Origin of the sequence: Pseudomonas peli (assembly GCF_050563605.1) — a bacterium.
GTDB classification, from domain to species: Bacteria; Pseudomonadota; Gammaproteobacteria; order Pseudomonadales; family Pseudomonadaceae; genus Aquipseudomonas; species Aquipseudomonas peli_A.
Genome location: NZ_JBNXUH010000002.1, coordinates 342855 through 365626 on the forward strand (window position 1 = coordinate 342855; position 22772 = coordinate 365626).

17 protein-coding genes are annotated in these 22772 nt (G+C 59.4%); 8 read left to right on the forward strand and 9 right to left on the reverse strand.

The window, feature by feature from the left end; translation table 11 throughout:
• Window positions 1-28 precede the first annotated feature (28 nt).
• The 5 genes from ACQ4LH_RS03900 to ACQ4LH_RS03920 all read right to left on the reverse strand — a co-directional run bounded on the left by ACQ4LH_RS03900 (window position 29) and on the right by ACQ4LH_RS03920 (window position 5458).
• The gene (locus ACQ4LH_RS03900; protein WP_430696017.1) at window positions 29-841 is read right to left on the reverse strand and encodes a crotonase/enoyl-CoA hydratase family protein; all 813 of its coding nucleotides are present in this window, start codon (window positions 839-841) and stop codon (window positions 29-31) included.
• Between the two features lie 228 nt (window positions 842-1069).
• Entirely contained in the window at window positions 1070-3328 is a 2259-nt protein-coding gene (locus tag ACQ4LH_RS03905) for an Orn/Lys/Arg decarboxylase N-terminal domain-containing protein (RefSeq protein ID WP_430696018.1), read from the reverse strand.
• A 129-nt stretch (window positions 3329-3457) separates the two neighbouring features.
• Window positions 3458-4201: a DNA polymerase III subunit epsilon gene (gene dnaQ / locus ACQ4LH_RS03910; protein ID WP_430696019.1), complete on the reverse strand. Its 744-nt coding sequence runs from the start codon at window positions 4199-4201 to the stop codon at window positions 3458-3460.
• Entirely contained in the window at window positions 4194-4646 is a 453-nt protein-coding gene (gene rnhA, locus ACQ4LH_RS03915; RefSeq protein ID WP_397493250.1) for a ribonuclease HI, read from the reverse strand. Before rnhA ends, dnaQ begins: the two co-directional genes overlap by 8 nt.
• Before the next feature lie 50 nt (window positions 4647-4696).
• Complete coding sequence (locus tag ACQ4LH_RS03920; RefSeq protein WP_430696020.1) at window positions 4697-5458, reverse strand: class I SAM-dependent methyltransferase; 762 nt, start codon at window positions 5456-5458, stop codon at window positions 4697-4699.
• A 74-nt stretch (window positions 5459-5532) separates the two neighbouring features.
• Between ACQ4LH_RS03920 and gloB the strand changes: the two genes are divergently transcribed.
• Both gloB and ACQ4LH_RS03930 read left to right on the forward strand, forming a co-directional pair.
• Entirely contained in the window at window positions 5533-6306 is a 774-nt protein-coding gene (gene gloB, locus ACQ4LH_RS03925; protein WP_430696021.1) for a hydroxyacylglutathione hydrolase, read from the forward strand.
• Window positions 6307-6404: 98 nt separating this feature from the next.
• Entirely contained in the window at window positions 6405-7982 is a 1578-nt protein-coding gene (locus ACQ4LH_RS03930) for a LysM peptidoglycan-binding domain-containing protein (protein WP_430696022.1), read from the forward strand.
• Here ACQ4LH_RS03930 and ACQ4LH_RS03935 read toward each other — a convergent pair whose 3' ends face one another.
• Window positions 7983-9407 carry an HDOD domain-containing protein gene (locus ACQ4LH_RS03935; protein ID WP_430696023.1) on the reverse strand — a complete coding sequence of 475 codons (1425 nt, stop codon included), beginning with the start codon at window positions 9405-9407 and terminating at the stop codon, window positions 7983-7985.
• Between the two features lie 167 nt (window positions 9408-9574).
• On the opposite strand from ACQ4LH_RS03935, the gene ACQ4LH_RS03940 reads away from it, so the two are divergent.
• Genes ACQ4LH_RS03940 through fabI form a run of 6 tightly spaced genes read left to right on the forward strand, consistent with a single transcriptional unit; the run spans window position 9575 to window position 17784 of the window.
• Complete coding sequence (locus ACQ4LH_RS03940; protein WP_430696142.1) at window positions 9575-11404, forward strand: extracellular solute-binding protein; 1830 nt, start codon at window positions 9575-9577, stop codon at window positions 11402-11404.
• Window positions 11401-13254, forward strand: a complete 1854-nt coding sequence (locus tag ACQ4LH_RS03945; RefSeq protein ID WP_430696024.1) for an extracellular solute-binding protein — start codon at window positions 11401-11403, stop codon at window positions 13252-13254. Before ACQ4LH_RS03940 ends, ACQ4LH_RS03945 begins: the two co-directional genes overlap by 4 nt.
• A gap of 1 nt (window position 13255) precedes the next feature.
• Window positions 13256-14329, forward strand: a complete 1074-nt coding sequence (locus ACQ4LH_RS03950; protein ID WP_430696025.1) for a microcin C ABC transporter permease YejB — start codon at window positions 13256-13258, stop codon at window positions 14327-14329.
• 1 nt (window position 14330) lies between these two features.
• Window positions 14331-15350, forward strand: coding sequence for an ABC transporter permease (locus tag ACQ4LH_RS03955; protein WP_430696026.1), 1020 nt, complete (start codon window positions 14331-14333; stop codon window positions 15348-15350).
• A gap of 1 nt (window position 15351) precedes the next feature.
• Entirely contained in the window at window positions 15352-16959 is a 1608-nt protein-coding gene (locus ACQ4LH_RS03960) for an ABC transporter ATP-binding protein (protein ID WP_430696027.1), read from the forward strand.
• Between the two features lie 30 nt (window positions 16960-16989).
• The gene (gene fabI, locus ACQ4LH_RS03965) at window positions 16990-17784 is read left to right on the forward strand and encodes an enoyl-ACP reductase FabI (protein WP_275962620.1); all 795 of its coding nucleotides are present in this window, start codon (window positions 16990-16992) and stop codon (window positions 17782-17784) included.
• Window positions 17785-17853: 69 nt separating this feature from the next.
• On the opposite strand, the gene ACQ4LH_RS03970 is transcribed toward fabI, so the two are convergent.
• From ACQ4LH_RS03970 to lon, 3 genes are all read right to left on the reverse strand, one after another.
• Complete coding sequence (locus tag ACQ4LH_RS03970) at window positions 17854-19731, reverse strand: SurA N-terminal domain-containing protein (protein WP_430696028.1); 1878 nt, start codon at window positions 19729-19731, stop codon at window positions 17854-17856.
• A 220-nt stretch (window positions 19732-19951) separates the two neighbouring features.
• Entirely contained in the window at window positions 19952-20224 is a 273-nt protein-coding gene (gene hupB, locus ACQ4LH_RS03975; protein WP_010490206.1) for a nucleoid-associated protein HU-beta, read from the reverse strand.
• A 136-nt stretch (window positions 20225-20360) separates the two neighbouring features.
• On the reverse strand, window positions 20361-22754 hold the full coding sequence (gene lon, locus ACQ4LH_RS03980; protein WP_430696029.1) for an endopeptidase La: 2394 nt from the start codon (window positions 22752-22754) through the stop codon (window positions 20361-20363).
• Between the last annotated feature and the right edge of the window lie 18 nt (window positions 22755-22772).

Here is a 22772-nt window from a genome sequence, read left to right on the forward strand (position 1 = left end):
GGTGATAAAAACAGGTGGAAGGACAGCATCAGTCAGCGAACTCCGGTTTCTGCTTGCTCATATGAGCCGTCATGGCCACACGCAGATCCGCCGATTGCAGCATGGCGGCGTTCCAGGTGGCGATATATTCCAGGCCGTCATCGACCCGGTGATCACGCATGTAGCGAAGCATTTCCTTGGTGCCACGAATCGCCACTGGCGACTTGCTGGCGATCTCGCGGGCGATGCCCATCACGCCATTGAGCAAGGCATCGACATCGGCATAGGTGCGGTTGACCAGGCCGATGCTGCGCGCCTCTTCACCATCAATGGTGCGGCCGGTAAAGGCCAGCTCGCGCATCATGCCGTCACCAATAATGCGCGGCAGGCGCTGCAGGGTGCCAACGTCGGCAGCCATACCGATGTCGATTTCCTTGATCGAGAACTGTGCATCAGCCGTCGAATAACGCATATCACAGGCCGAGATCAGATCGATAGCACCACCCAGGCAATAGCCTTGAATGGCCGCGAGAACCGGCTTGCGGCAGTTGTCTACGGCATTGAACGAGGCTTGGAGTTCGAGAATCTTGCGCCGCAGCTTTTCAGCATTGCGGCCGACATCCGGGCCCAGCTGGCTGCCGACCGAGGCCAGCATCATCAGGTCGATACCTGAGGAGAAATGCTTACCCGCACCGGAGATCACCACTGCGCGCACTTCATCGGTGTCATCGGCCCAGCGGAAAATCTCGATGATTTCGCGCCAGAAGTCCGCGTTCATCGCGTTGACTTTTTCCGGGCGATTGATCACCACATGGGCGACCTTATCTGCCAACACGACATTAAAGGCTTTGTAGTCGGACACGGCAGTCATCCTCAGCTGGGGCGCAAGCGCACAATGAAAGTCTTCTTATGCTAAAAATCGAGCAACTATAACAACCAACTGACAAATGTCGATGCTGGCCACTGTGACGCAGAACACGTCATCAAAGTTAAGCTCATTTTTTACTTATCGGCGATAAGCACTTGATCTACTGAGAAAGACTGGCGGCAGGCCGACTAACTAATGCCGGTGCCGCCAGGTAGAGCAGGATCAGGCCTTGATGCAATCCACGGTGTAGACGCCTTCCTCACGCTGCAGGCCATGCACATCGGCATCGAAACCAGGGAAGCTGCGGTCAAACGTACGGGCAAACGCCAGGTAATCGATGATCGAGCGGGTCTGCGCAGTAAAGCGCTCGCCCGGCATGATCAGCGGAATACCTGGCGGATATGGCACCAGCATCACCGCGGCAATTCGGCCTTCCAGTAACTCAATCGGCACCGCCTCTACTTCACCACGTACCAGCTGGTTATAGGCATCGGCCGGTTTGATCGCCACTTCCGGCAGCACTGTGTACATACGCTTGAGCGCCTTGGCCGTGGCGTTTTCGCGATAGCAGGCATGCAAGGCATCGCACAGATCGCGCAGCCCCATGCCCTGATAAAAGGTCTTACCGGCCTGAGCAATCGAAGGCAGTACATCGCTTAACGGCAGGTTGGCGTCGTAGCTGCGTTTGAACTCCAGCAGTTCGGTCAACAGCGTGCTCCACTTACCTTTGGTAATGCCCATAGAGAACAGCACTAGGAAGGAATACAGCCCGGTTTTCTCCACCACCAGGCCACGCTCCCAAAGGAACTTGCTAACCACTGCTGCCGGAATGCCGCGCGCGTCCAGCTTGCCATCGGCGGTCAGCCCCGGGGTTACCAGGGTCACCTTGATCGGGTCGAGCAGCACGTAATCTTCGGCCACATCGCCAAAGCCATGCCAATCAGCCTGTGGCTGCAGCAGCCAATCCTGGGTCACCACATCATCGGCGCCTTCGGCCTTGGCTGGCTGCCAGATGCTGAACCACCAGTCGTCACTACTGAGGTTCTGCCGCAGATTGGCCAGGGCACGACGGAAGCTCAGGGCTTCATCGAAAGTTTCCTGAATCAGCGAGCGACCCGCCGGCCCTTCCATCATCGCCGAGGCCACATCCAGCGAAGCGATGATGCCGTACTGCGGCGAAGTGGAGATGTGCATCATAAAGGCTTCATTGAAGCGATCCCGATCCAGTTGGCGCACACCGCCATCCTGCACATGGATCATCGAGGCCTGGCTGAAAGCCGCCAGCAGCTTATGCGTCGAGTGGGTGGTAAACACCAGCGGCGCATCCTCGGTGCGCGCAGTGCCCATGCCGTAACGCCCGGCATAGAACTCGTGAAACGCCGCGTAGGCGTACCAGGCCTCGTCGAAATGCAGCACTTCGACGCTGTTGCCCAGGGTCTGCTTGATCAGTTCGGCGTTGTAGCAAAGGCCATCGTAGGTCGAATTGGTCACCACCACCAGCTTGACCATCGCCCCGCTGCTGCTCGGCACACGACCGCGCGCTAGCGGGCTGGCATCGATCTTCGCCTGAATCGACTCACGGCTGAATTCGCTCAGCGGAATCGGCCCGATAATGCCCAGCTCGTTGCGCTCCGGACACAAATACAGCGGGATCGCGCCGGTCATGATGATCGAATGCAGGATCGACTTGTGGCAGTTGCGATCGACCAGCACCAGGTCATCGCGGCCGACCATGCTGTGCCAGACGATCTTGTTCGCTGTCGAGGTGCCGTTGATCACGAAGTAGGTATGGTCGGCGCCGAAGTTGCGCGCCGCACGGGCTTCGGCCTCGGCCAACGGGCCGGTGTGATCAAGCAGCGAGCCCAGCTCAGGCACCGATACCGAGAGATCGGAACGTAGGGTGTTTTCCCCGAAAAACTGGTGAAACGCCTGCCCCACCGGGCTTTTGCGATAGGCCACACCGCCGCCATGGCCAGGTGTGTGCCAGGAATAGTTGGACTGCGCAGTGTGTTGTACCAGCGCCTTGAAGAATGGCGGCAGCAGACAATCCAGATAATTGCGCGCGGCGCGGGCCACCTGGCGGGCCAGGAACGGCACGGTGTCTTCGAACAGATAGAGAATGCCGCGCAGCTGGTTGAGATCGACCATGGCCTCGGCCGGGGCATTTTCGATGGTCACCTGTTCGCCGAGGGCGAAAATCGGCAACTGCGGTGCACGACGGCGAGCAATGCGAATCAGCTCTACCATGTCCTGCAGCAGGTTCTTGTTTTCACCCGCACCTTCGGCAGCGACCAGAATGCAGGCCAAGCCGTGATGGGTGGAGGCAACGATGCGCCCCTCGGCGGAGCTGGCGGTGGAAAGAATGCTGAAGCCGTCCTGCTCCAGTTCTTGGGCGATGGCGCGTACCCGGTCACCGGCCACGGTATCGGCCTTGATGTCACGGTGCACGATCAGGACGGGGAACTTGAGGTCTTTATACATTGTGGCGTCCCTGGGAGTGACAGGCCCGAGCCTGCCTATCGCCTCAGGGTAGAGGCTGGCTCCGTCAGGCGGAACCCCCTCTGCGTGACGCTGTACGAAAAGGTCGCGAGTGGATAACTCGCGACGTGATCAGGCTTCGATCTTGAGCTGCTCCATCTGCACCCAAAGCGGCGGCGCGCCAGCGGATTTTTCGATAATAGCCAGGCGCGCGGCATGCTCGGCAAGCTCGGCAGCACTGGCCTGAATCACCCGTGTACGCGCGCGCTCAGCGGGCAGGCGGCGGATCGCACTGGGTTGCTGACGACCATTGCTGTCGCCTTCCGAACCATCACCGGCCAGGGACAGATTGGTCTGCCCACCGGTCATGGTCAGGTAGACGTCGGCGAGGATCTCGGCGTCGAGCAAGGCGCCGTGCAAGTCGCGGCCGGAGTTGTCGACGCCATAGCGTTTGCACAGGGCATCGAGGTTGTTGCGCTGCCCTGGGTGGCGCTCGCGGGCCATCATCAGGGTGTCGAGGATCGAGCAGTGCTCGCTGATATCAGCGCGGTCGTCCTGCTTGATCAGGGCAAACTCGTTGTTGATAAAGCCAACGTCGAACGCCGCGTTGTGGATGATCAGCTGCGCGCCCTTGATGAATTCGAAGAACTCATCAGCGACTTCCTTGAAGCGCGGCTTGTCCTTCAACGCATCATTGGTAATGCCGTGCACCGCGATCGCGCCTTCGTCGATCTCGCGATCCGGCTGCAAATAAACGTGAAAGTGCCGCCCGGTCAGGCGCCGGCCGATCAGTTCGACACAGCCGATTTCGATGATCCGATGACCATCGGCCACCGGCATACCCGTGGTTTCTGTATCGAGCACCACACTACGCATGCTTCAACCCTCTTACTTCATCAACACCACGATTGGCCAACTGGTCGGCGCGCTCGTTCCCTGGGTGGCCGGTATGACCGCGGACCCACTGCCAGGTGACGTTATGCCGGTTTACCTGCTCATCCAGCTGCTGCCACAGGTCGGCATTTTTCACCGGCTGTTTGGCGGCGGTTTTCCAGCCGCGCTTCTTCCAGTTCGGCATCCAGTCCTGAATGCCCTGCATCACATACTGCGAGTCGGTAACCAGGCGCACGTCGCAGGAACGCTTCAACTCGGCCAGGGCGCGGATCGCAGCGGTCATTTCCATGCGGTTGTTGGTGGTCTCGGCCTCGCCGCCCCACAACTCTTTCTCCACACCTTTGAAAATCATCAACGCGCCCCAGCCACCAACGCCAGGATTGCCCTTGCAGGCGCCGTCGGTGTAGATCTCGACCTGTTCACTCATGTATCTGCAATCTCTCGCTCAATTAATCCGGCCGGTTCTATTTCTGCCATCTACTTCTGTGGCGTTTCGCGGCGACTGACTTTGGCCACGGGCATCGGTAGCAGTTTGCCCAGCGGTTGTCGGCTCGGCTGACGCAGTGGGCGCAATCCAACCACCAGCTTGCGGGCCACCAGCACGTAAAAGCCGCCACCGGGCGGCTGCCAGGCCGCGCCCAGGCGCTCCAACCCAGCCAGCCGCGCCTGCCAGGCCGGCGAAGAAAGCGGCGGACGATAGCACCCGAAGCGGCGTTTCTCCAGCGCGAAGCCCAGCAGGTGCAACCAGTCGCTGACCCGGTTGGGCGCAATGCAACGAGCCTGACGCAGTGCGTCGCGGGTAAATAGATGACGCATGCCCCAGCTGCTCATTGGGTTGATGCCGACGATCAGCAGATGACCACCCGGCCGCACGCTGCGCGCTGCTTCACGCAGCAGGCCATGTGGCGACAGGCTGAAATCCAGCCCATGCTGCAACACCACCACATCGGCGGCATGCTCGGTGAGCGGCCAGGATTGCTCCTCACAAACGATCTCTACACCCTTGAACGGCGCCCCAAGACGCACACTGCGCTGAATCTGCTGAGCATCTGGCGGCATGTCGGCGGCTGGGCCGTAATGCACCAGGTAACCACCAAAGAAGCGCGCCAGCTCTTCTTCCAGCAATTGCCGCTCCTGCTCCAGCAACAATTGTCCGAGCGGGCCGCTCAGCCAGCTGCGCGCTGCGGCGATAAGGTCTAGCCATTCACTGTCTGCGTGGGCAAAAGGGTGATCGGACATAAGAAATACCTGCGTAGCCAGCACCGCCATTGCGTCCTAAGATGCACCTTTGCGCCCTGCTTAGCGACCCACTCATGATTAAAATCGACGCCCTGCCTGCATTCTCCGACAACTATATATGGCTGCTGCAAGACCCAGAGCAGCGCCGCTGCGCGGTTGTCGACCCGGGTGATGCCGCACCCGTCGAAGCCTGGCTGGCAGCCAATCCCGGTTGGCAGTTGAGCGATATTCTGATTACTCACCACCATTTCGATCATGTCGGCGGTATCGAACGCCTCAAGGCAGCCACCGGTGCTCGGGTATTGGGCCCGGCCAACGAAAAAATCCCTGGACGTGACCTGGCGCTGCGCGATGGCGACCAGGCCGACGTGCTGGGCCAGCGTTTCGATATATATGAAGTACCGGGACATACCCTTGGGCATATCGCCTATATCCAGCCCGAACAGCACTGGCTGTTCTGTGGCGACACGTTGTTTGCTGGCGGCTGTGGTCGCCTATTCGAAGGCAGCCCTGAGCAGATGCATCATTCGCTCAGCCGCCTGGCCGCCCTCCCCGAGCAGACTCAGGTGTTCTGCACCCATGAATACACCCTAAGCAACCTGCGCTTTGCCGCGGCAGTTGAGCCGGGTAATCCGGAAATCAGCCAACGCCTAGAGCAGGTCAGCCAATGGCGCGAGGCTGGGCAAATCAGCCTGCCGTCATCGATTGGCCTGGAGCGTGCCACCAACCCCTTTTTGCGCAGCGCGCAACCGTCGGTCGGGGCCCTCATCAGCGAACGCGAAGGGCCTGCAAACCGCTCGCCAGCGCAGGTTTTCGCTGCCTTACGCGCCTGGAAGGACCATTTCTAAACCTCGACAACCACACAAAAGACTGGTTAAAACTTGACCAGGGGCAGACTGGTTCCTAGAATCGCCCGACCTTTTCGCCGGGAAGTACACCGCCGCCAATGCCTCTATCACCACGCAAGACCTTGAATTTAAAGGCATTGGCACAAAGCGCTCAGACGCTTGTGGTGATCATGTGCGTAACCCTGGCAGGTTGCCAGACCAGCAGCCAATACCGCCCGGACAGTGGTCGCGACACCGACCGCGCGGTCGGTCTTGAGCAAGAGCCGGAATGGCTCAACAGCAGCGTGGCGCCGGCCCCCGAAGAACCCAAAGACATCTGGGAACGGGTACGCAACGGCTACCAGTTGCAGGACACCATCACCCTCAACCCGCGCATCGAGCAGCAACGCCTGTGGTTCGTCAGTAACCCCTCGTTTATCGAGAAAGCCGGCGAGCGCAGCAGCCCCTATATCCACTTTATCGTTGAGCGCCTGGAGCAGCGCAATATGCCGATGGAGCTGGCCCTGCTGCCGATGATCGAAAGCTCGTACAACCCGCTGGCCTATTCCCATGCCCATGCCGTCGGACTGTGGCAGTTCATCCCGTCCACGGGGCGCAACTTCAACCTGCGCCAGACCAACTGGTATGATGGCCGCCGCGACGTGATGGCCTCGACCGATGCGGCGATCAGCTACCTGACGCGCCTCAAGGAAATGTTCAACGGCGACTGGCTACTGGCCCTGGCGGCTTATAACGCGGGCGAAGGCCGGGTCAGCCGGGCGATTGAGCGCAACCAGAAGCTCGGCCTGCCGACCGATTACTGGAATCTCTCACTGCCGGTAGAAACCCAGAACTACGTGCCCAAGCTGCTGGCCCTCTCGCAAGTGGTGATGACGCCGCAAGCCTATGGCGTCAGCCTCGCGCCGATTGCCAACGAGCCGTATTTCGAGAAGGTCGTATTCACCCAGCGCATGGACCTATCGCGCGTCGCCGCCATGGCTGACCTGGATGAAGACGAGCTGTACCTGCTCAATCCCGCGTTCAAGAAAGGCGTGACACTGGATGGCCCGCAGCACCTGCTGGTGCCGACCGACAAGGCCGAGCTGCTGACCGCCAACCTGTCGCTGATGAAGCCGCAGGCACTGGTGGACTGGCAGCAATACCGGGTGCGCTCAGGCGACAGCCTGCACAGCATCGCCAACCGCCATCAGCTGACCGTGAACACCCTGAAGGACATCAACAAGCTGTCCGGCAACAACCTGAGCATCGGCCAGATGCTAAGCATTCCAGCGCAACCCGGTGTACCGGCACGCGAGCCAATGTTCCAGCGCAACGTCGCACATAGCGCGCCGAGCCGTACCTACCGGGTGAAAAGCGGCGACAACCTCTGGCAGATCGCCAAGAACCACAAGGTTGCCGTCAAGGATGTGCAGCGCTGGAACAAGCTTTCCGGCAATAGCCTGCGCGTCGGTCAGGTGCTCACCTTACAAGCCGGCAAACCTAGCAGTGGTAGTAGCGGCAGCAGTGGCAGCTCGGCGCGCCAGAGCGCGACCTACTACAAGGTGCGCCAGGGCGACTCACTTTACCTGATCGCCAAGCGCTTCAAGGTACCGATGAAGAGCCTGCAGAACTGGAACCCGAGGGCCGGCAAGGCACTCAAGCCGGGTCAGACCCTGACGCTGTACAGCGTCAACTGATCAGGCCTTCTTGCTCATCGCCTCCAGGCAGCGCCCGGTCAACTGGGTAAAGCGCTGAAAGGCAACAAACTGCTCATGCTTTAACGCCCGTCCGGATACCCGGCTGTCGGCATACAGCAGGCCTATTTCGCGGGTGCCGGCCAACAGCGGCGCGATAAAGAACATGCCCTGCCCCAGGCGCTGGCGAATCGGCTGGGTGACCAGCTCGTTGAGGTTGTAACTGGCCGGCACGCCCATCCAGAGCGCTTCTTTATTACGCAGCGCGTAACTGAAGATATGCGGCTGCTCTTGCTGCGCCACGGGCAGTACAAAGTCATGGCTCCAGCCCTCGGTGCCCTCGCCAGTCACCCGCTTGGCGCGGAAACAACTTTGCCCGTCCGCCAGTACCACCAGCATGATCCGCTCCAACCCTGCACCCTGATGCAGCCCCTTGAACAGGGTATCGAGCACCAGGCCCAGATCGCCTCGACGCGAGACCATCAGTCCAAGGTCCTGCAGGGCCTGCTGCAAAACCAGCATGTTGGGCTGCAACAGACGCGCCTTGCGTTGTTCCTGCTGCAAGCGAATCTGTTCCGGGTCGGTATTGGGGATCAGTTTGCACAGCTGGCTAGCGCCGAAGGTCGCGGCCATCTTCACGGTTTCCTCGGCACTGGCCAGCACCTGCTGCATGGCTTCCTGCGGGGTCACCCCAATAAAGCTCGCTAACTGGCCGACCAGCGCTTCCATGGCTGGAGTATCCCAACCATCCAGCGCAGCCTGACTGATCTTCGCCCCCAGGGTCACAGCTTTGACCGCCGGATCATTCTGGCTGGTCGACTGGTGCGCCAGGCTGACGGTATCGCCGAGGTTCCAGCTTTTCACCAGCGACAGACTCAACTGGCGAAAGCTGGTGCCGAGCAGCTGCATCACCACCTCATCTTCATCAATACCCGGCTGAGCCAGGGCGCTGGCCAGATCATCCGCCGCATCCCCGGCACAGCCCCAGAACGCCAGCTCACCGACGTTATGCAACAGGGCGGCGATAAACACTTCCTCGTCATTTTTAGTCAGCACATAGCCGGCGATATTGCGTGCCTGCACGGCCGCATGGAACGAGCGCGCCAGCAATTCAGCAAGCTGATCGCGGGAGCTGCGAGCCAGCAGACCGTCAATCAGGCTGACCGACAGACCGATCTGGCGCACGTTATCAAAGCCGATCAGCACTATGGCCCGGGAAATGGTGCGAATAGGTTCCTGGGACGGGTTGTAATACACACTATTGCCGATACGCAGCACCTTGGTGGTCAAGGCCGCATCGCGTAGCAGTACATCTGCCAATTGCTGCACAGAAGATTTGTCGCCCTGAGTAAGACGGTGCAGATCCTGCACCACCGCGGCCAGGGCGGGTAATTCGGCTTGGTTGAAGCGATCAATCCATGACTGCAAACCATGGCAGGCTGTTACCAAAATGATGCCCTCGGAATTAGTTAATTCAGTGTAGTCAAAGTGCCGCTATTGCTTGGCCGCGAGCCTACCCTTTTTCCAGCCGATACAAGCTGTTAATGTGCCTGACCAGCAGCCCACAAGACGCCACGGATCGGATATTTCACTTGATACGTCCCCTCCTCTCGTTACTTCTCTGCATGGCCATCAGTTCATCTGCCTGGGCCACTCTGTATAAAAGCCACGGTTACGCCCAGTTTGGCGAGCTGAAGTATCCCGCCAGCTTCACCCATTTCGCCTGGGTCAACCCGGAAGCCCCCAAGGGCGGCACGCTGCGGATGATGGCCAACGGCACATTCGACACGCTCAACCCCTACACATTCAAGGGCAGCAGCCCGATCAGCACCGCCAACTTCCTGCAGTACGGAGTCAACGAGCTGAACGCGCCGTTGATGGTTGGCACCGGCGCCTATGACCCGTCCGGTGATGAGCCGGCCTCCAGCTACGGCCTGATCGCCGAGTCGGTTGAGTACAGCGATGATCGCAGCTGGGTGGTGTTCAACCTGCGTCCCGAGGCGCGCTTTCACGACGGTAAGCCGATTACCGCCTATGACGTGGCCTTCTCCTACCGCCTGCTGCTCAAGGACGGGCACCCGCAATACCGCACCAACCTGCAGGAAGTAAAACGGGTCGATATCCTCAATCGCCACAGCATCCGTTTTGTTCTCAAGCGTGCCGGCAACTCCCTGCTGATCCTACGCCTCGGCGAATTGCCGGTGCTGCCGCAGCACTACTGGAAAGGCCGCGACTTCAAGGCCACCACCTATGAGCCACCGCTGGGCAGCGGCCCCTACCGCATTACCCAGGTCAGCCCTGGGCGCAGCCTGCGCTTCGAGCGGGTCAAGGACTGGTGGGGTGCCAAACTGCCGGTCAACCGCGGCAAATACAATTTCGACCGGGTCGACGTGGAGTTCTACCGCGACAGCCATGTGGCGTTCGAAGCGTTCAAGGCCGGTGAATTCGACATCTATATAGAACAGCAGGCGAAGAACTGGGCCAACGGCTATCGCTTCCCGGCATTAAGCCGTGGCGAAGTAATCCGCGCCGAGATCCCGCACCAGATCCCGACACAGACCCAGGCGCTGTTTATGAACACCCGCCGCGAGGTGTTTGCTGACCGCCAGGTACGCGAAGCCCTGGGCCTGATGTTCGACTTCGAGTGGGCCAACCGCGCACTGTTCAATAGCTCCTACACCCGCGCCAAAAGCTACTACCCCAACAGCGAGTTCTCGGCCAGCGGCAAACCGGAAGGTGCGGAATGGCTGTTGCTCTCGCCCTACCGCAAACAGTTGCAGGCGCGCCTGTTTAAAGAACCGTTCAGCATGCCGCAGACCGATGGCCGGGGCATCCCACGGGAAACCTTGCGCCGTGCCCTCGGTCTATTGGCCGAAGCCGGCTGGAAGCCCTCCGGCCAACGCCTGCTCAACAGTGAGGGGCAGCCGCTGCGCTTTGAAATATTGCTGGTCAACCCGAACCTTGAACGCATTCTCCAGCCCTTTACCGAAAACCTCGCCAGCATTGGCATCCAGGCCAACCTGCGCACCGTCGACCGCGCCCAGTACAAACAACGCCTCGATCAGTACGACTTCGACATGATTCTGCTCACCCTGCCGCAAACCCTCAGCCCGGGCCTGGAACAGTCACTGTATTTCCATTCCTCCCAGGCCAAGATCAAAGGCGGCAGGAACTACGCCGGGGTTACCCATCCGGTGGTTGACGCGCTGATCGAAAAACTGCTGTCGGCACAGAGCCGTGACGAGCAGATCGCCGCCACCCGCGCCCTTGACCGGGTACTGTTGTGGCAGCACTACAGCATTCCAAACTGGTATATCGATTACCACCGCCTGGCTTACCGCAACCGATTTGCCTTCGTCACCACGCCGCCCTACACCCTGGGCCTGCGTACCTGGTGGCTGAAATCCATGGAGAACGCTGAATGACCCATGCATTGCGCGCCCTGTTTATCCACGTCAGCAGCATTGCCCTGCTTGGCGTTGCCAGCCTGGCCCTGGCCGGCCCCAAGCACGCACAAACCCTGTATGACGAACCACCCAAGTACCCGGCTAGCTTCAAGCACTTCGACTACGTCAACCCGGATGCGCCCAAAGGCGGCACCCTGCGCCAGGCCGGTTTCGGCGGCTTCGATAGCCTCAATCCTTTTATCAACAAGGGCGTGGCCGCCGACGATATCGGCATGATCTACGACACCCTGACCCGCCACGGTCTTGATGAACCCTTTACCGAATACGGCCTGATAGCCGAAAAGATCGAGAAAGCCCCGGACAACGCCTGGGTACGCTTCTACCTACGCCCCGAGGCGCGCTTCCATGATGGTCAGCCAGTGACCGCCGAAGACGTCAAATTCACCTTTGAAACCCTGATGAGTAAAGGCGCGCCGATGTACCGCGGCTACTACGCTGACGTCGACAAGGTGGAGGTCGAAAGCACCCACCGCGTGCGCTTTGTCTTCAAGCATGCCGGTAACCGCGAGCTGCCGTTGATCGTCGGCCAGCTGCCGGTGCTGCCAAAACACTGGTGGGCCGAGCGTGACTTCAGCAAAGGCAACCTCGACGTGCCCCTGGGCAGCGGCCCCTACAAGGTGGCGGACGTGCAGGCCGGCCGCTCGATCCGCTATGAGCGAGTCAAGGACTGGTGGGGCAAGGACCTGCCGGTCAATCGCGGCTTCTACAACTTCGACACCCTGGAAATCGACTACTACCGCGACAACACAGTCGCCCTGGAAGCGCTCAAGGCTGGGCAGTTCGACTACTGGCTGGAAATCAGCGCAAAGAACTGGGCCACCGCCTATAACAGCCCTGCAGTTGCCAACGGCCAGCTGATCAAGGAAGAGATCGCCAACCACAACCCCACCGGCATGCAGGGCTTTATCTTCAACACCCGCCGCCCGCTGTTCACCGACCGCCGCGTGCGTGAAGCTCTGGGCCTGCTGTTTGATTTCGAATGGGCCAATCGCCAGCTATTCAACGGCGCCTACACGCGCACCCGCAGCTACTTCGACAACTCAGAATTGGCCTCCGTCGGTCTGCCCTCCGCTGACGAGCTAAAGCTGCTGGAGCCATTGCGCGCGCAGATTCCACCCCAGGTATTTACCGACGAATACCAGCCTTCGGCCACCGATGGCAGCGGCATCATCCGTGAACAACAGCGCCGCGCTTACCAACTGCTGCAGGAAGCCGGCTGGCGTGTGGATGGCGACAAGATGCTCGACAGCACGGGCAAACCGGTGAGCTTCGAGTTCCTGCTGGCGCAAACCGAATTCGAACGTATCCTGCTGCCGTTCAAACGTAACCTGGCCGATCTGGGTATCGATCTGGTGATCCGCCGCGTCGATGTATCCCAGTACATCAACCGTCTGCGCTCGCGTGACTTTGATCTGATCGTCGGTGGCTTTGGTCAATCCAACTCCCCCGGCAACGAGCAACGCGAATACTGGCACTCCAGCAGCGCTGACAACCCTGGCAGCCGCAACTTTATCGGCCTGAAAGACCCAGCGGTGGACAAGCTGGTCGAGGGGCTGATCAATGCCGACTCGCGCAAGAGCCTGATCACCCATACTCGCGCCCTCGACCGCGTACTGCTGTGGGGCCATTACGTAGTGCCCAACTGGCATATCAAAACCTGGCGCGTGGCCTACTGGAACCGCTTCGAACACCCCAAGGTCACCCCGCAATACGATATAGGCCTGCACACCTGGTGGGCCCGCACGAAATCACCTGAAGCGGCGGCCGACGAAGCTGCCGCGCAGAACACTGCCGACGTGGAGCAATAACATGCTGGCGTATATCTTTCGTCGGCTGCTGCTGATCATCCCCACGCTGTTCGGCATTCTGCTGATCAACTTCATCATCATCCAGGCCGCCCCCGGTGGCCCAGTCGAGCAGATGATCGCCAAGCTGGAAGGCTTTGACGGCGCCACCAGCCGGATTGCCGGCGGCGGCGCTGAAGTATCGGTGGCCGGTTCCAACTACCGCGGCGCCCAGGGCCTTGACCCAGACCTGGTGGCTGAAATCGAGCGCATGTATGGCTTCGATAAATCCGCGCCGGAACGCTTCTGGCTGATGCTCAAGAGCTACGCGCAACTGGATTTCGGCTCGAGCTTCTTCCGCGATGCCGAGGTCATCGACCTGATCATCGAGAAGATGCCAGTGTCTATCTCCCTTGGATTGTGGAGCACGCTGATCATGTACCTGGTGTCGATCCCGCTGGGCATCGCCAAGGCCACCCGCCATGGCAGCGCCTTCGACGTCTGGACCAGTTCAATGATCATCGTCGGCTACGCCATCCCAGCCTTCCTCTTCGCCATTTTGCTCATCGTGCTGTTTGCCGGCGGCAGCTACTGGGACTGGTTCCCATTGCGCGGGCTGACCTCGAACAACTTCGACGAACTGAGCTTTACCGGCAAGTTGCTCGACTACTTCTGGCATCTGGCGCTACCCGTCACCGCCCTGGTAATCGGCAACTTTGCCACCCTGACGCTACTGACCAAGAACAGCTTTCTCGATGAGATCAACAAGCAGTACGTGGTCACCGCCCGCGCCAAGGGCCTGAGCAACAACCGCGTGCTCTATGGCCATGTATTCCGCAACGCCATGCTGATCATCATCGCCGGCTTCCCGGCGGCCTTTATCGGCATCTTCTTTACCGGCTCCCTGCTGATTGAGGTGATCTTCTCCCTCGACGGCCTGGGCTTGATGAGCTTCGAGGCCGCGATCAACCGCGATTACCCGGTGGTGTTCGGCACCCTGTTTATCTTCACGTTGCTGGGCCTGGTGGTGAAATTGATCGGCGACATTACCTACACCCTGGTCGATCCGCGTATCGACTTCGAAAGCCGGGAGGGTTGAGATGAAACTTTCCCCAATCAATCAACGTCGCTTCCAGCTGTTCAAAGCGCACAAACGCGGCTGGTTGTCGCTGTGGGTGTTTCTCGCGCTGTTTTTCGTCACCCTCGGCGCCGAGCTGATCGCCAACGACAAGCCGTTGGTGGTGAGCTACGACAGCGAACTGTATTTCCCGGTATTCAAGCGCTACCCGGAAACCACCTTCGGCGGTGAATTCCCGCTGCAGGCCAACTACAAAAGCCCCTACATCCAGGAGCTGATCAAGGAAAAGGACGGCTGGATGATCTGGCCGCCGATCCGCTACAGCTACTCCAGTATCAATTACGACCTGCAAGTGCCCGCCCCCGCGCCACCCTCGGCGGAAAACCTGCTGGGCACCGATGACCAGGGCCGCGATGTACTGGCGCGGGTGATTTATGGCTTCCGCATTTCCGTACTGTTTGCCCTGATCCTGACTCTCGCGAGTTCGGTAATCGGCGTATTTGCCGGCGCCCTGCAGGGCTTCTATGGCGGCTGGGTCGACCTGGCCGGACAGCGCTTTCTGGAAATCTGGTCCGGCCTGCCGGTGCTTTACCTGCTGATTATCCTCGCCAGCTTCGTGCAGCCGAACTTCTGGTGGCTGCTGGGCATCATGCTGCTGTTCTCCTGGATGAGCCTGGTGGATGTGGTGCGCGCCGAGTTCTTGCGTGGGCGCAACCTGGAATATGTGCGCGCAGCCCGCGCCCTGGGCATGCAGAACGGCTCGATCATGTTCCGCCATATCCTGCCCAACGCGATGATTTCCACCATGACCTTTATGCCGTTTATCCTCACAGGCGCGATCGGCACCCTCACCGCGCTGGATTTCCTCGGCTTCGGCCTGCCGCCTGGCGCACCGTCACTCGGCGAGCTGGTGGCCCAGGGCAAATCCAATCTGCAAGCGCCATGGCTCGGTATCAGCGCCTTTGCCGTGCTCGCCCTAATGCTCAGCCTGCTGGTGTTTATCGGCGAAGCGGCACGTGATGCCTTCGATCCGAGGAAATGACATGACCGACTCCAACACCCTCATCGAAGTCCGCGACCTGGCTGTCGAATTCGTCACCGGCAGCCTGAAACAGCGTGTGCTGGAAGGCGTCAGCTTCGACATCAAACGCGGTGAAACCCTGGCCCTGGTGGGCGAAAGCGGCTCCGGCAAATCGGTCACTGCGCACTCAATCCTGCGCCTGCTGCCCTACCCGCTGGCGCAGCACCCCAGCGGCAGCATTCACTACGCAGGGCAAGACCTGCTCAAACTGAACGAGAACAAACTGCGCGGCATTCGTGGCAACCGTATCGCCATGGTCTTTCAGGAGCCCATGACCTCGCTGAATCCGCTGCACAGCATCGAGAAGCAGATCAACGAGGTGCTGGCCCTGCATAAAGGTCTGCGCGGCAAGGCCGCCACAGCACGGACTCTGGAGCTGCTGGAGCTGGTCGGCATTCCCGAACCGCACAAACGCTTGAAGGCTTACCCACACGAGCTATCAGGTGGCCAACGCCAGCGTGTGGTGATCGCCATGGCCCTGGCCAACGAGCCGGAACTGCTGATCGCTGACGAGCCCACCACTGCCCTGGACGTCACCGTGCAGTTGAAAATCCTTGAGCTGCTCAAGGACCTGCAAGCGCGTCTGGGCATGGCGATTCTGCTGATCAGCCACGACCTCAATCTTGTACGGCGGATTGCCCATCGTGTGTGCGTGATGCAGCGCGGGCATATCGTCGAACAGGCGGCCTGCGAAACGCTGTTTAAAGACCCACAACACCCCTACACCCGCGAGCTGCTGGGCGCCGAACCCACTGGCGGCCCGGTCGATCAGCCACCTGGCAAAACCATGCTGGAAATCGACAACCTGCGCGTCTGGTTCCCGATCAAAAAGGGCCTGCTGCGCCGCACGGTCGACCATGTCAAAGCCGTGGACGGCATCAACTTCAGCCTGCCGCAGGGGCATACCCTGGGCATCGTCGGCGAAAGCGGCTCGGGTAAATCCACCTTGGGTTTGGCGATTCTGCGTCTGCTCGGCAGTCAGGGCGGCATTCGCTTCCAGGGCCAGGCCATCGACAGCCTGTCGCAAGAGGATGTACGCCCGCTACGACGGCAGATGCAGGTGGTGTTTCAGGACCCCTTCGGCAGCCTCAGCCCGCGCATGTGCGTTGGCCAGATTGTCGGCGAGGGCTTGCAGATCCACCGCATGGGCAGCGAAGCCGAGCAGGAACAGGCGATTATCGACGCCTTGGTGGAGGTAGGCCTGGACCCGGAAACCCGCCATCGCTATCCCCACGAGTTTTCCGGTGGCCAGCGCCAACGCATCGCCATCGCCCGCGCTCTGGTGCTGAAACCTGCACTAATTCTGCTGGATGAGCCGACTTCGGCCCTCGACCGCACCGTGCAGCGCCAGGTGGTCGAGCTGCTACGCTCGCTGCAGGCCAAATACAACCTGACCTACCTGTTTATCAGCCACGACCTGGCGGTAGTCAGGGCCTTGAGCCACCAGGTGATGGTGGTCAAACAGGGCAAAGTGGTCGAGCAAGGCCCGGCGGCACGTGTCTTTGCCGCGCCACAGGACATCTATACACAGCAGTTGCTGGAAGCGGCCTTTATGGTCCCAGCTGACTAATCCCTGCAGACAGGAAGAGGAACGACACACATGGGTTTTCTAAGCGGCAAGCGCGTACTGATCGTTGGCGTCGCCAGCAAACTATCCATCGCCTCCGGCATCGCGGCAGCCATGCACCGTGAAGGCGCCGAGCTGGCCTTCACCTACCAGAACGAAAAGCTCAAAGGCCGCGTCGAAGGCTTTGCCGCTGATTGGGGCTCAGGTCCTGAGCTGTGCTTCCCTTGCGATGTGGCCAACGATGAGGAAATCGCCTCGGTATTCGAAGCCCTGAGCAAGAAGTGGGACGGCCTGGACTGCATCGTTCACTCCGTTGGTTTCGCCCCAGGCGATCAGCTGGATGGCGACTTCACCGACGTCACCACTCGTGAAGGCTTCCGCATCGCTCACGACATCAGCGCCTACAGCTTCGTCGCCCTGGCCAAAGCCGGCCGCGAGATGATGAAAGGCCGCAATGGCAGCCTGCTCACCCTCTCCTATCTGGGCGCCGAGCGCACCATGCCCAACTACAACGTCATGGGCATGGCCAAGGCCAGCCTGGAAGCCGGTGTACGCTACCTGGCCGGCAGCCTCGGCCCCGAAGGTACTCGCGTCAACGCCATCTCCGCTGGCCCGATTCGCACCCTGGCGGCTTCCGGCATCAAGAGCTTCCGCAAGATGCTCGCCGCCAACGAGAAGCAGACCCCGCTGCGCCGCAACGTAACCATCGATGAAGTCGGCAACGCCGGCGCCTTCCTCTGCTCGGACCTGGCCTCGGGCGTCAGCGGCGAGATCATGTACGTCGACGGCGGCTTCAACACCACCGCCATGGGCGCCATGGAAGAGTAAGCAGTTAAATCGCAGCAATAAAAAAGGCCGCTTAATTAAGCGGCTTTTTTTATTCTTCAGTGATATCGATCAGAAACGTTCGATATCCGCTGTCTCTTCTAGCTGCTTGCGGAACGCTTCGAAGTCCTGCTGACCTACGCGCGAGGCGAGGAAGCGGCTGTACATGGCCTTGTCCTCATCCGACAGCGTTTGCTCCGGCTGGCTCACGCCATTGAGACGGATGATCATAAAATCACCGTTACTCAGGCTGAGGCCGGTGAAGGTCGGCTTGTCGGCCGCTTCAGGCTTGGGCATGCGGAACAACGCCTGCAGCACCACCGGCTCAACGCCTTCCTGGCTACGAGTGGCCGCTTCAACAACATTCCAGCCTTGTGCAGCATCAGCCTGGGTAACCGGCGTCTGACCATCGCGCAGAGCAGCCAGCTGCTCCTCACCCTTGGCTTTCACGGCTTCGCTTGCGCGAACCTTGGTCAGCTGGGCGCGGATGCTATCGGCAACCTGCTCAAGCGGCAGCTGCTCAGGCTTGTTGTGCTCTTTAACACGTACCACCACCACAGTGTTCGGGTCGAGCTCGATCACACTGCTGTTGCTGCCGTCTTCCAGCACTTCATCGCTGAATGCAGCCTGAATCACCTGACGATTAGCGGTCAGACCTTCAGTGCCACCCTGACGACCGAAGGCTTCAGTGGTCTTGACCTCAAGACCCAGTTCCTGAGCTGGCTGGGCCAGGTCAGAAGCTTCAAACGCGGCGTCTTCGAGGTCTTTGGAGACCTCGACAAAGCGTTGCTCAACTTGACGCGCCTTGAGATCGCGCTGCAGTTTTTCTTCCAGGCTGGCGAAGCTCGGCACTTCCGGCGCCTGAACGCCCAGGAGCTTGATCAGGTGCCAGCCGAACTCGCTGCGTACGGGAGCCGATACAGCATTCTCGTCCAACGCGTACAGCGCTTCTTCAAAGGCAGGGTCATATACGCCAGGGCCGGCAAAGCCCAGATCACCGCCCTCACCTGCCGAACCCGAGTCATCGGAGACTTCTTTGGCCAGCGCGGCGAAATCTTCGCCCTGCTCAAGACGCTTCTGCACCGCGACCAGTTTGGCCTGGGCTTGCTCGTCATTCAGCTTATCGTTGACCTCAACCAGAATGTGCGCGGCACGGCGCTGTTCGGCGAGGTTGGCGATTTCGCTCTGATAAGCGCTTTGCAGCGCCTCATCGGTGACTTCAACCTGATCGAAGAAGGCATCCTTCTTCAACTCGACGTATTCCAGCACAACCTGCTCAGGGCTCATGAACTCGCTGGCTTGAGCGTCGTAATACGCCTTGATGTCGTCATCGCTAAGCGTGACTGCATCCAGATCGGCTTTGAGAGTCAGAGTGGCGAAGTCACGGGTCTGCTTTTCCAGGGCGGCAAAAGCTTGTACCTGGGCATCAGTCACAAAACCGCTGTTGGCCAGGCCTGCGCGCAACTGACCGATGAGCATTTCCTGCTCAAGCATCTGGCGGAACTGCAAGCGGCTGTAGCCCAGCTGACGGATAACCTGATCGAAACGCTCAGCGTTGAACTGACCATCGACAAGAAACTCAGGTGTTTTCAGGATCAGCTGATCCAGCGCCTGTTGCGAAAAGGCGAACTTGGCGTCTTTGGCGCTATCGAGCAGCAAAGTGCGCTCTACCAGGCCATTCAGGGCGGCTTCACGCAGCAGCTTCTCGTCCAGCAGGGAGGCATCGAAATCGCGCCCCAACTGTTGCAGCAATTGACGACGCTGCATCTCGACAGCCTGGCTGAGCTCGGCAGAAGTGATCTTCTCACCATTCACTTCAGCGGCATTCTGGCTATTACTGGTGCTGGTAAAAATGGCATCCACACCCGTCAGCGCGAGCAGCGCGACAATGATGCCGATGATGGTTTTGGCAATCCAACCCTGTGAATTGTCCCTGATGTTTTGCAGCATGCGTCCCCCAGAACGACTGTACAAATAAAGCAGTCGCGCAGTGTGGGTAAAATCCGGATAGAAGAAAGGCGCATCAGTGGATGCGCCTTCTCGTAACTGGCGAAGCGGATCGAACTCAAGCAACTGATTCGTCGTGTTCAGCAAGTTATGCCTGACTGAACATCCCGCCCCGCGTCAGATCAGCCATTCAACTGATCTGCTGGGTAGAACCGAAAGAGGCTTAGTTGACAGCGTCTTTCAGAGCTTTACCGGCTTTGAAGCCTGGAATCTTGGCAGCAGCGATGCTGATCGGGTTACCAGTTTGTGGGTTACGGCCAGTGCGAGCAGCACGCTCTTTAACAGCGAAAGTGCCGAAGCCAACCAGTACTACGGAGTCACCAGCCTTCAGAGCGCCAGTAACGGATTCAATTACTGCGTCCAGCGCACGGCCGGCAACAGCTTTTGGGATATCAGCAGATGCAGCGATGGCATCGATCAGTTCCGACTTGTTCACTCTTAAGTCCCCTTAATTTCTGTTGAGTTTATTTCTTGCTTTTAAATGTAAGCGAAGCTGGTGCGGAGAGCCTGCCGACACGATAAGAGCCGCTTTATAACAAGGGCTCTAAAAATGTGTCAAGAAACCCCTCCGGCTAATGCGTGCTAATTCGCTCCTTGGAATCAGTCTCGCGTTTTTCATCCTTTGCAACCATGGGAGCCGCATCAGGCAAGGGCTCCGGAGCGTATTGCAGCGCAATTTGCAGGACCTCGTCAATCCATTTAACCGGTTTAATCTGCAGGTCTTGCTTAATATTCTCCGGAATCTCTTTCAAATCGCGCACATTCTCTTCCGGAATGATCACGGTCTTGATTCCACCACGGTGAGCAGCCAGCAGTTTTTCTTTCAAACCACCAATGGCCAATACCTGACCACGCAGGGTGATTTCACCGGTCATTGCCACGTCGGCACGCACAGGTATCTGCGTCAGGGCTGAAACCAGCGCCGTACACATGCCAACGCCTGCGCTGGGGCCGTCTTTGGGCGTAGCCCCTTCTGGCATATGGATATGGATGTCCTGCTTCTCATAGAAGTCCACAGGCACGCCCAGGCTCTTGGCTCGACTGCGCACAACCGTCTGCGCGGCAGTGATGGATTCCAGCATCACATCACCGAGCGAACCGGTTTTGATCAGCTGGCCTTTGCCAGGCACCACAACCGCTTCGATGGTCAGCAGCTCGCCGCCGACCTGGGTCCAGGCAAGACCTGTGACCTGGCCGATTTGATCCTGCTGCTCGGCCAGACCATAGCGGTGCTTGCGCACGCCGAGGAAATGCTCGAGTGAGTCGGCCGCAATAGTGACCTGGAAGCGCTTCTCGGTGGAGTGCTCCTTGACCACCTTGCGGCACACCTTGGCAATCTGCCGTTCGAGGCCACGCACACCGGCTTCGCGGGTGTAGTAGCGAATGATGTCGCGAATCGCCGCGTCCTCAAACACCAGCTCAGCCTTCTTCAGACCATTGGCCTGAATCTGCTTGGGCGCCAGGTATTTGATCGCGATGTTGATCTTCTCGGCTTCGGTGTAACCCGGTAGACGAATCACTTCCATGCGGTCCAGCAGCGGACCCGGAATATTCATCGAGTTAGCCGTGCAGAGGAACATCACATCGGACAGGTCGTAATCGACCTCCAGATAGTGATCGTTGAAGTTGTGATTCTGCTCCGGATCCAGCACCTCAAGCAGCGCCGACGCAGGGTCGCCGCGCATGTCCTGGCCCATTTTGTCGATTTCGTCGAGCAGGAATAGCGGGTTACGTACTCCGACCTTGGTCATCTTCTGAATCAGACGGCCCGGCATAGAGCCGATATAGGTACGCCGGTGACCACGAATCTCCGCCTCGTCGCGCACACCGCCGAGCGCCATACGCACGAACTTGCGGTTGGTGGCACTGGCAATCGATTCGGCCAGCGAGGTTTTACCTACGCCAGGCGGCCCCACCAGACAGAGCACCGGACCTTTGATTTTCTTCACGCGCTTTTGCACGGCGAGGTATTCAAGGATGCGTTCTTTGACCTCATCCAGACCGTAATGGTCGGCATCGAGAATCGCTTCGGCGCGCGCCAGATCCAGGCGCACCTTGCTCTGGGCCTTCCACGGCACATTGACCAGCCAATCGATATAGGAGCGCACCACGGTGGCTTCAGCCGACATCGGCGACATTTGCTTGAGCTTATTCAACTCAGCATTTGCCTTGGTGTGCGCCTCGGCAGTCAGCCCGGCATTCTCGATGCGCTTTTTCAGCTCATCGAGTTCGTTATGACCTTCTTCGCTGTCGCCCAGCTCCTTCTGAATGGCCTTCATCTGCTCATTCAGGTAGTACTCGCGCTGGCTGCGCTCCATTTGTTTCTTGACCCGACCACGGATGCGCTTCTCGACCTGCAACAGGTCGATTTCAGCATCAAGCAGCGCCAGAACATGCTCGACCCGCGCCTGCAGATCAGTGATTTCCAGGATTTCCTGCTTCTGCTCGATCTTCAGCACCATATGCGCGGCCATGGTGTCGACTAAGCGACTCGGCTCATCGATACCATTGAGTGACGCCAGCACCTCGGCAGGTACCTTCTTACCAAGCTGCACGTACTGCTCAAATTGGCTGAGCAGGCTACGAGTGAAGACCTCGGACTCACGCTCGGCAGCAACAACCTCATCGATCAGCTGCACTTCAGCCCGGCAGTGACCATCGACCTCGATAAAGCGCTCAATCTCGCCGCGCTGCTCGCCCTCGACCAGCACCTTGACGGTGCCGTCTGGCAGTTTCAGCAGCTGCAGCACAGTGGCGACGGTTCCGACGCGGTAGAGGCCAGCCTCATCCGGATCGTCGTCAGCAGGATTCTTCTGCGCGAGGAGCAGAATTTGTTTGTCGCCCGTCATCGCAGCCTCAAGGGCCTCAATGGATTTCTCACGCCCGACGAATAACGGAATGACCATGTGCGGATAGACCACAACATCGCGCAACGGCAGGAGAGGCAATTCGATGGTTGTCTTCATGATTTTGGCTCTAGGGCG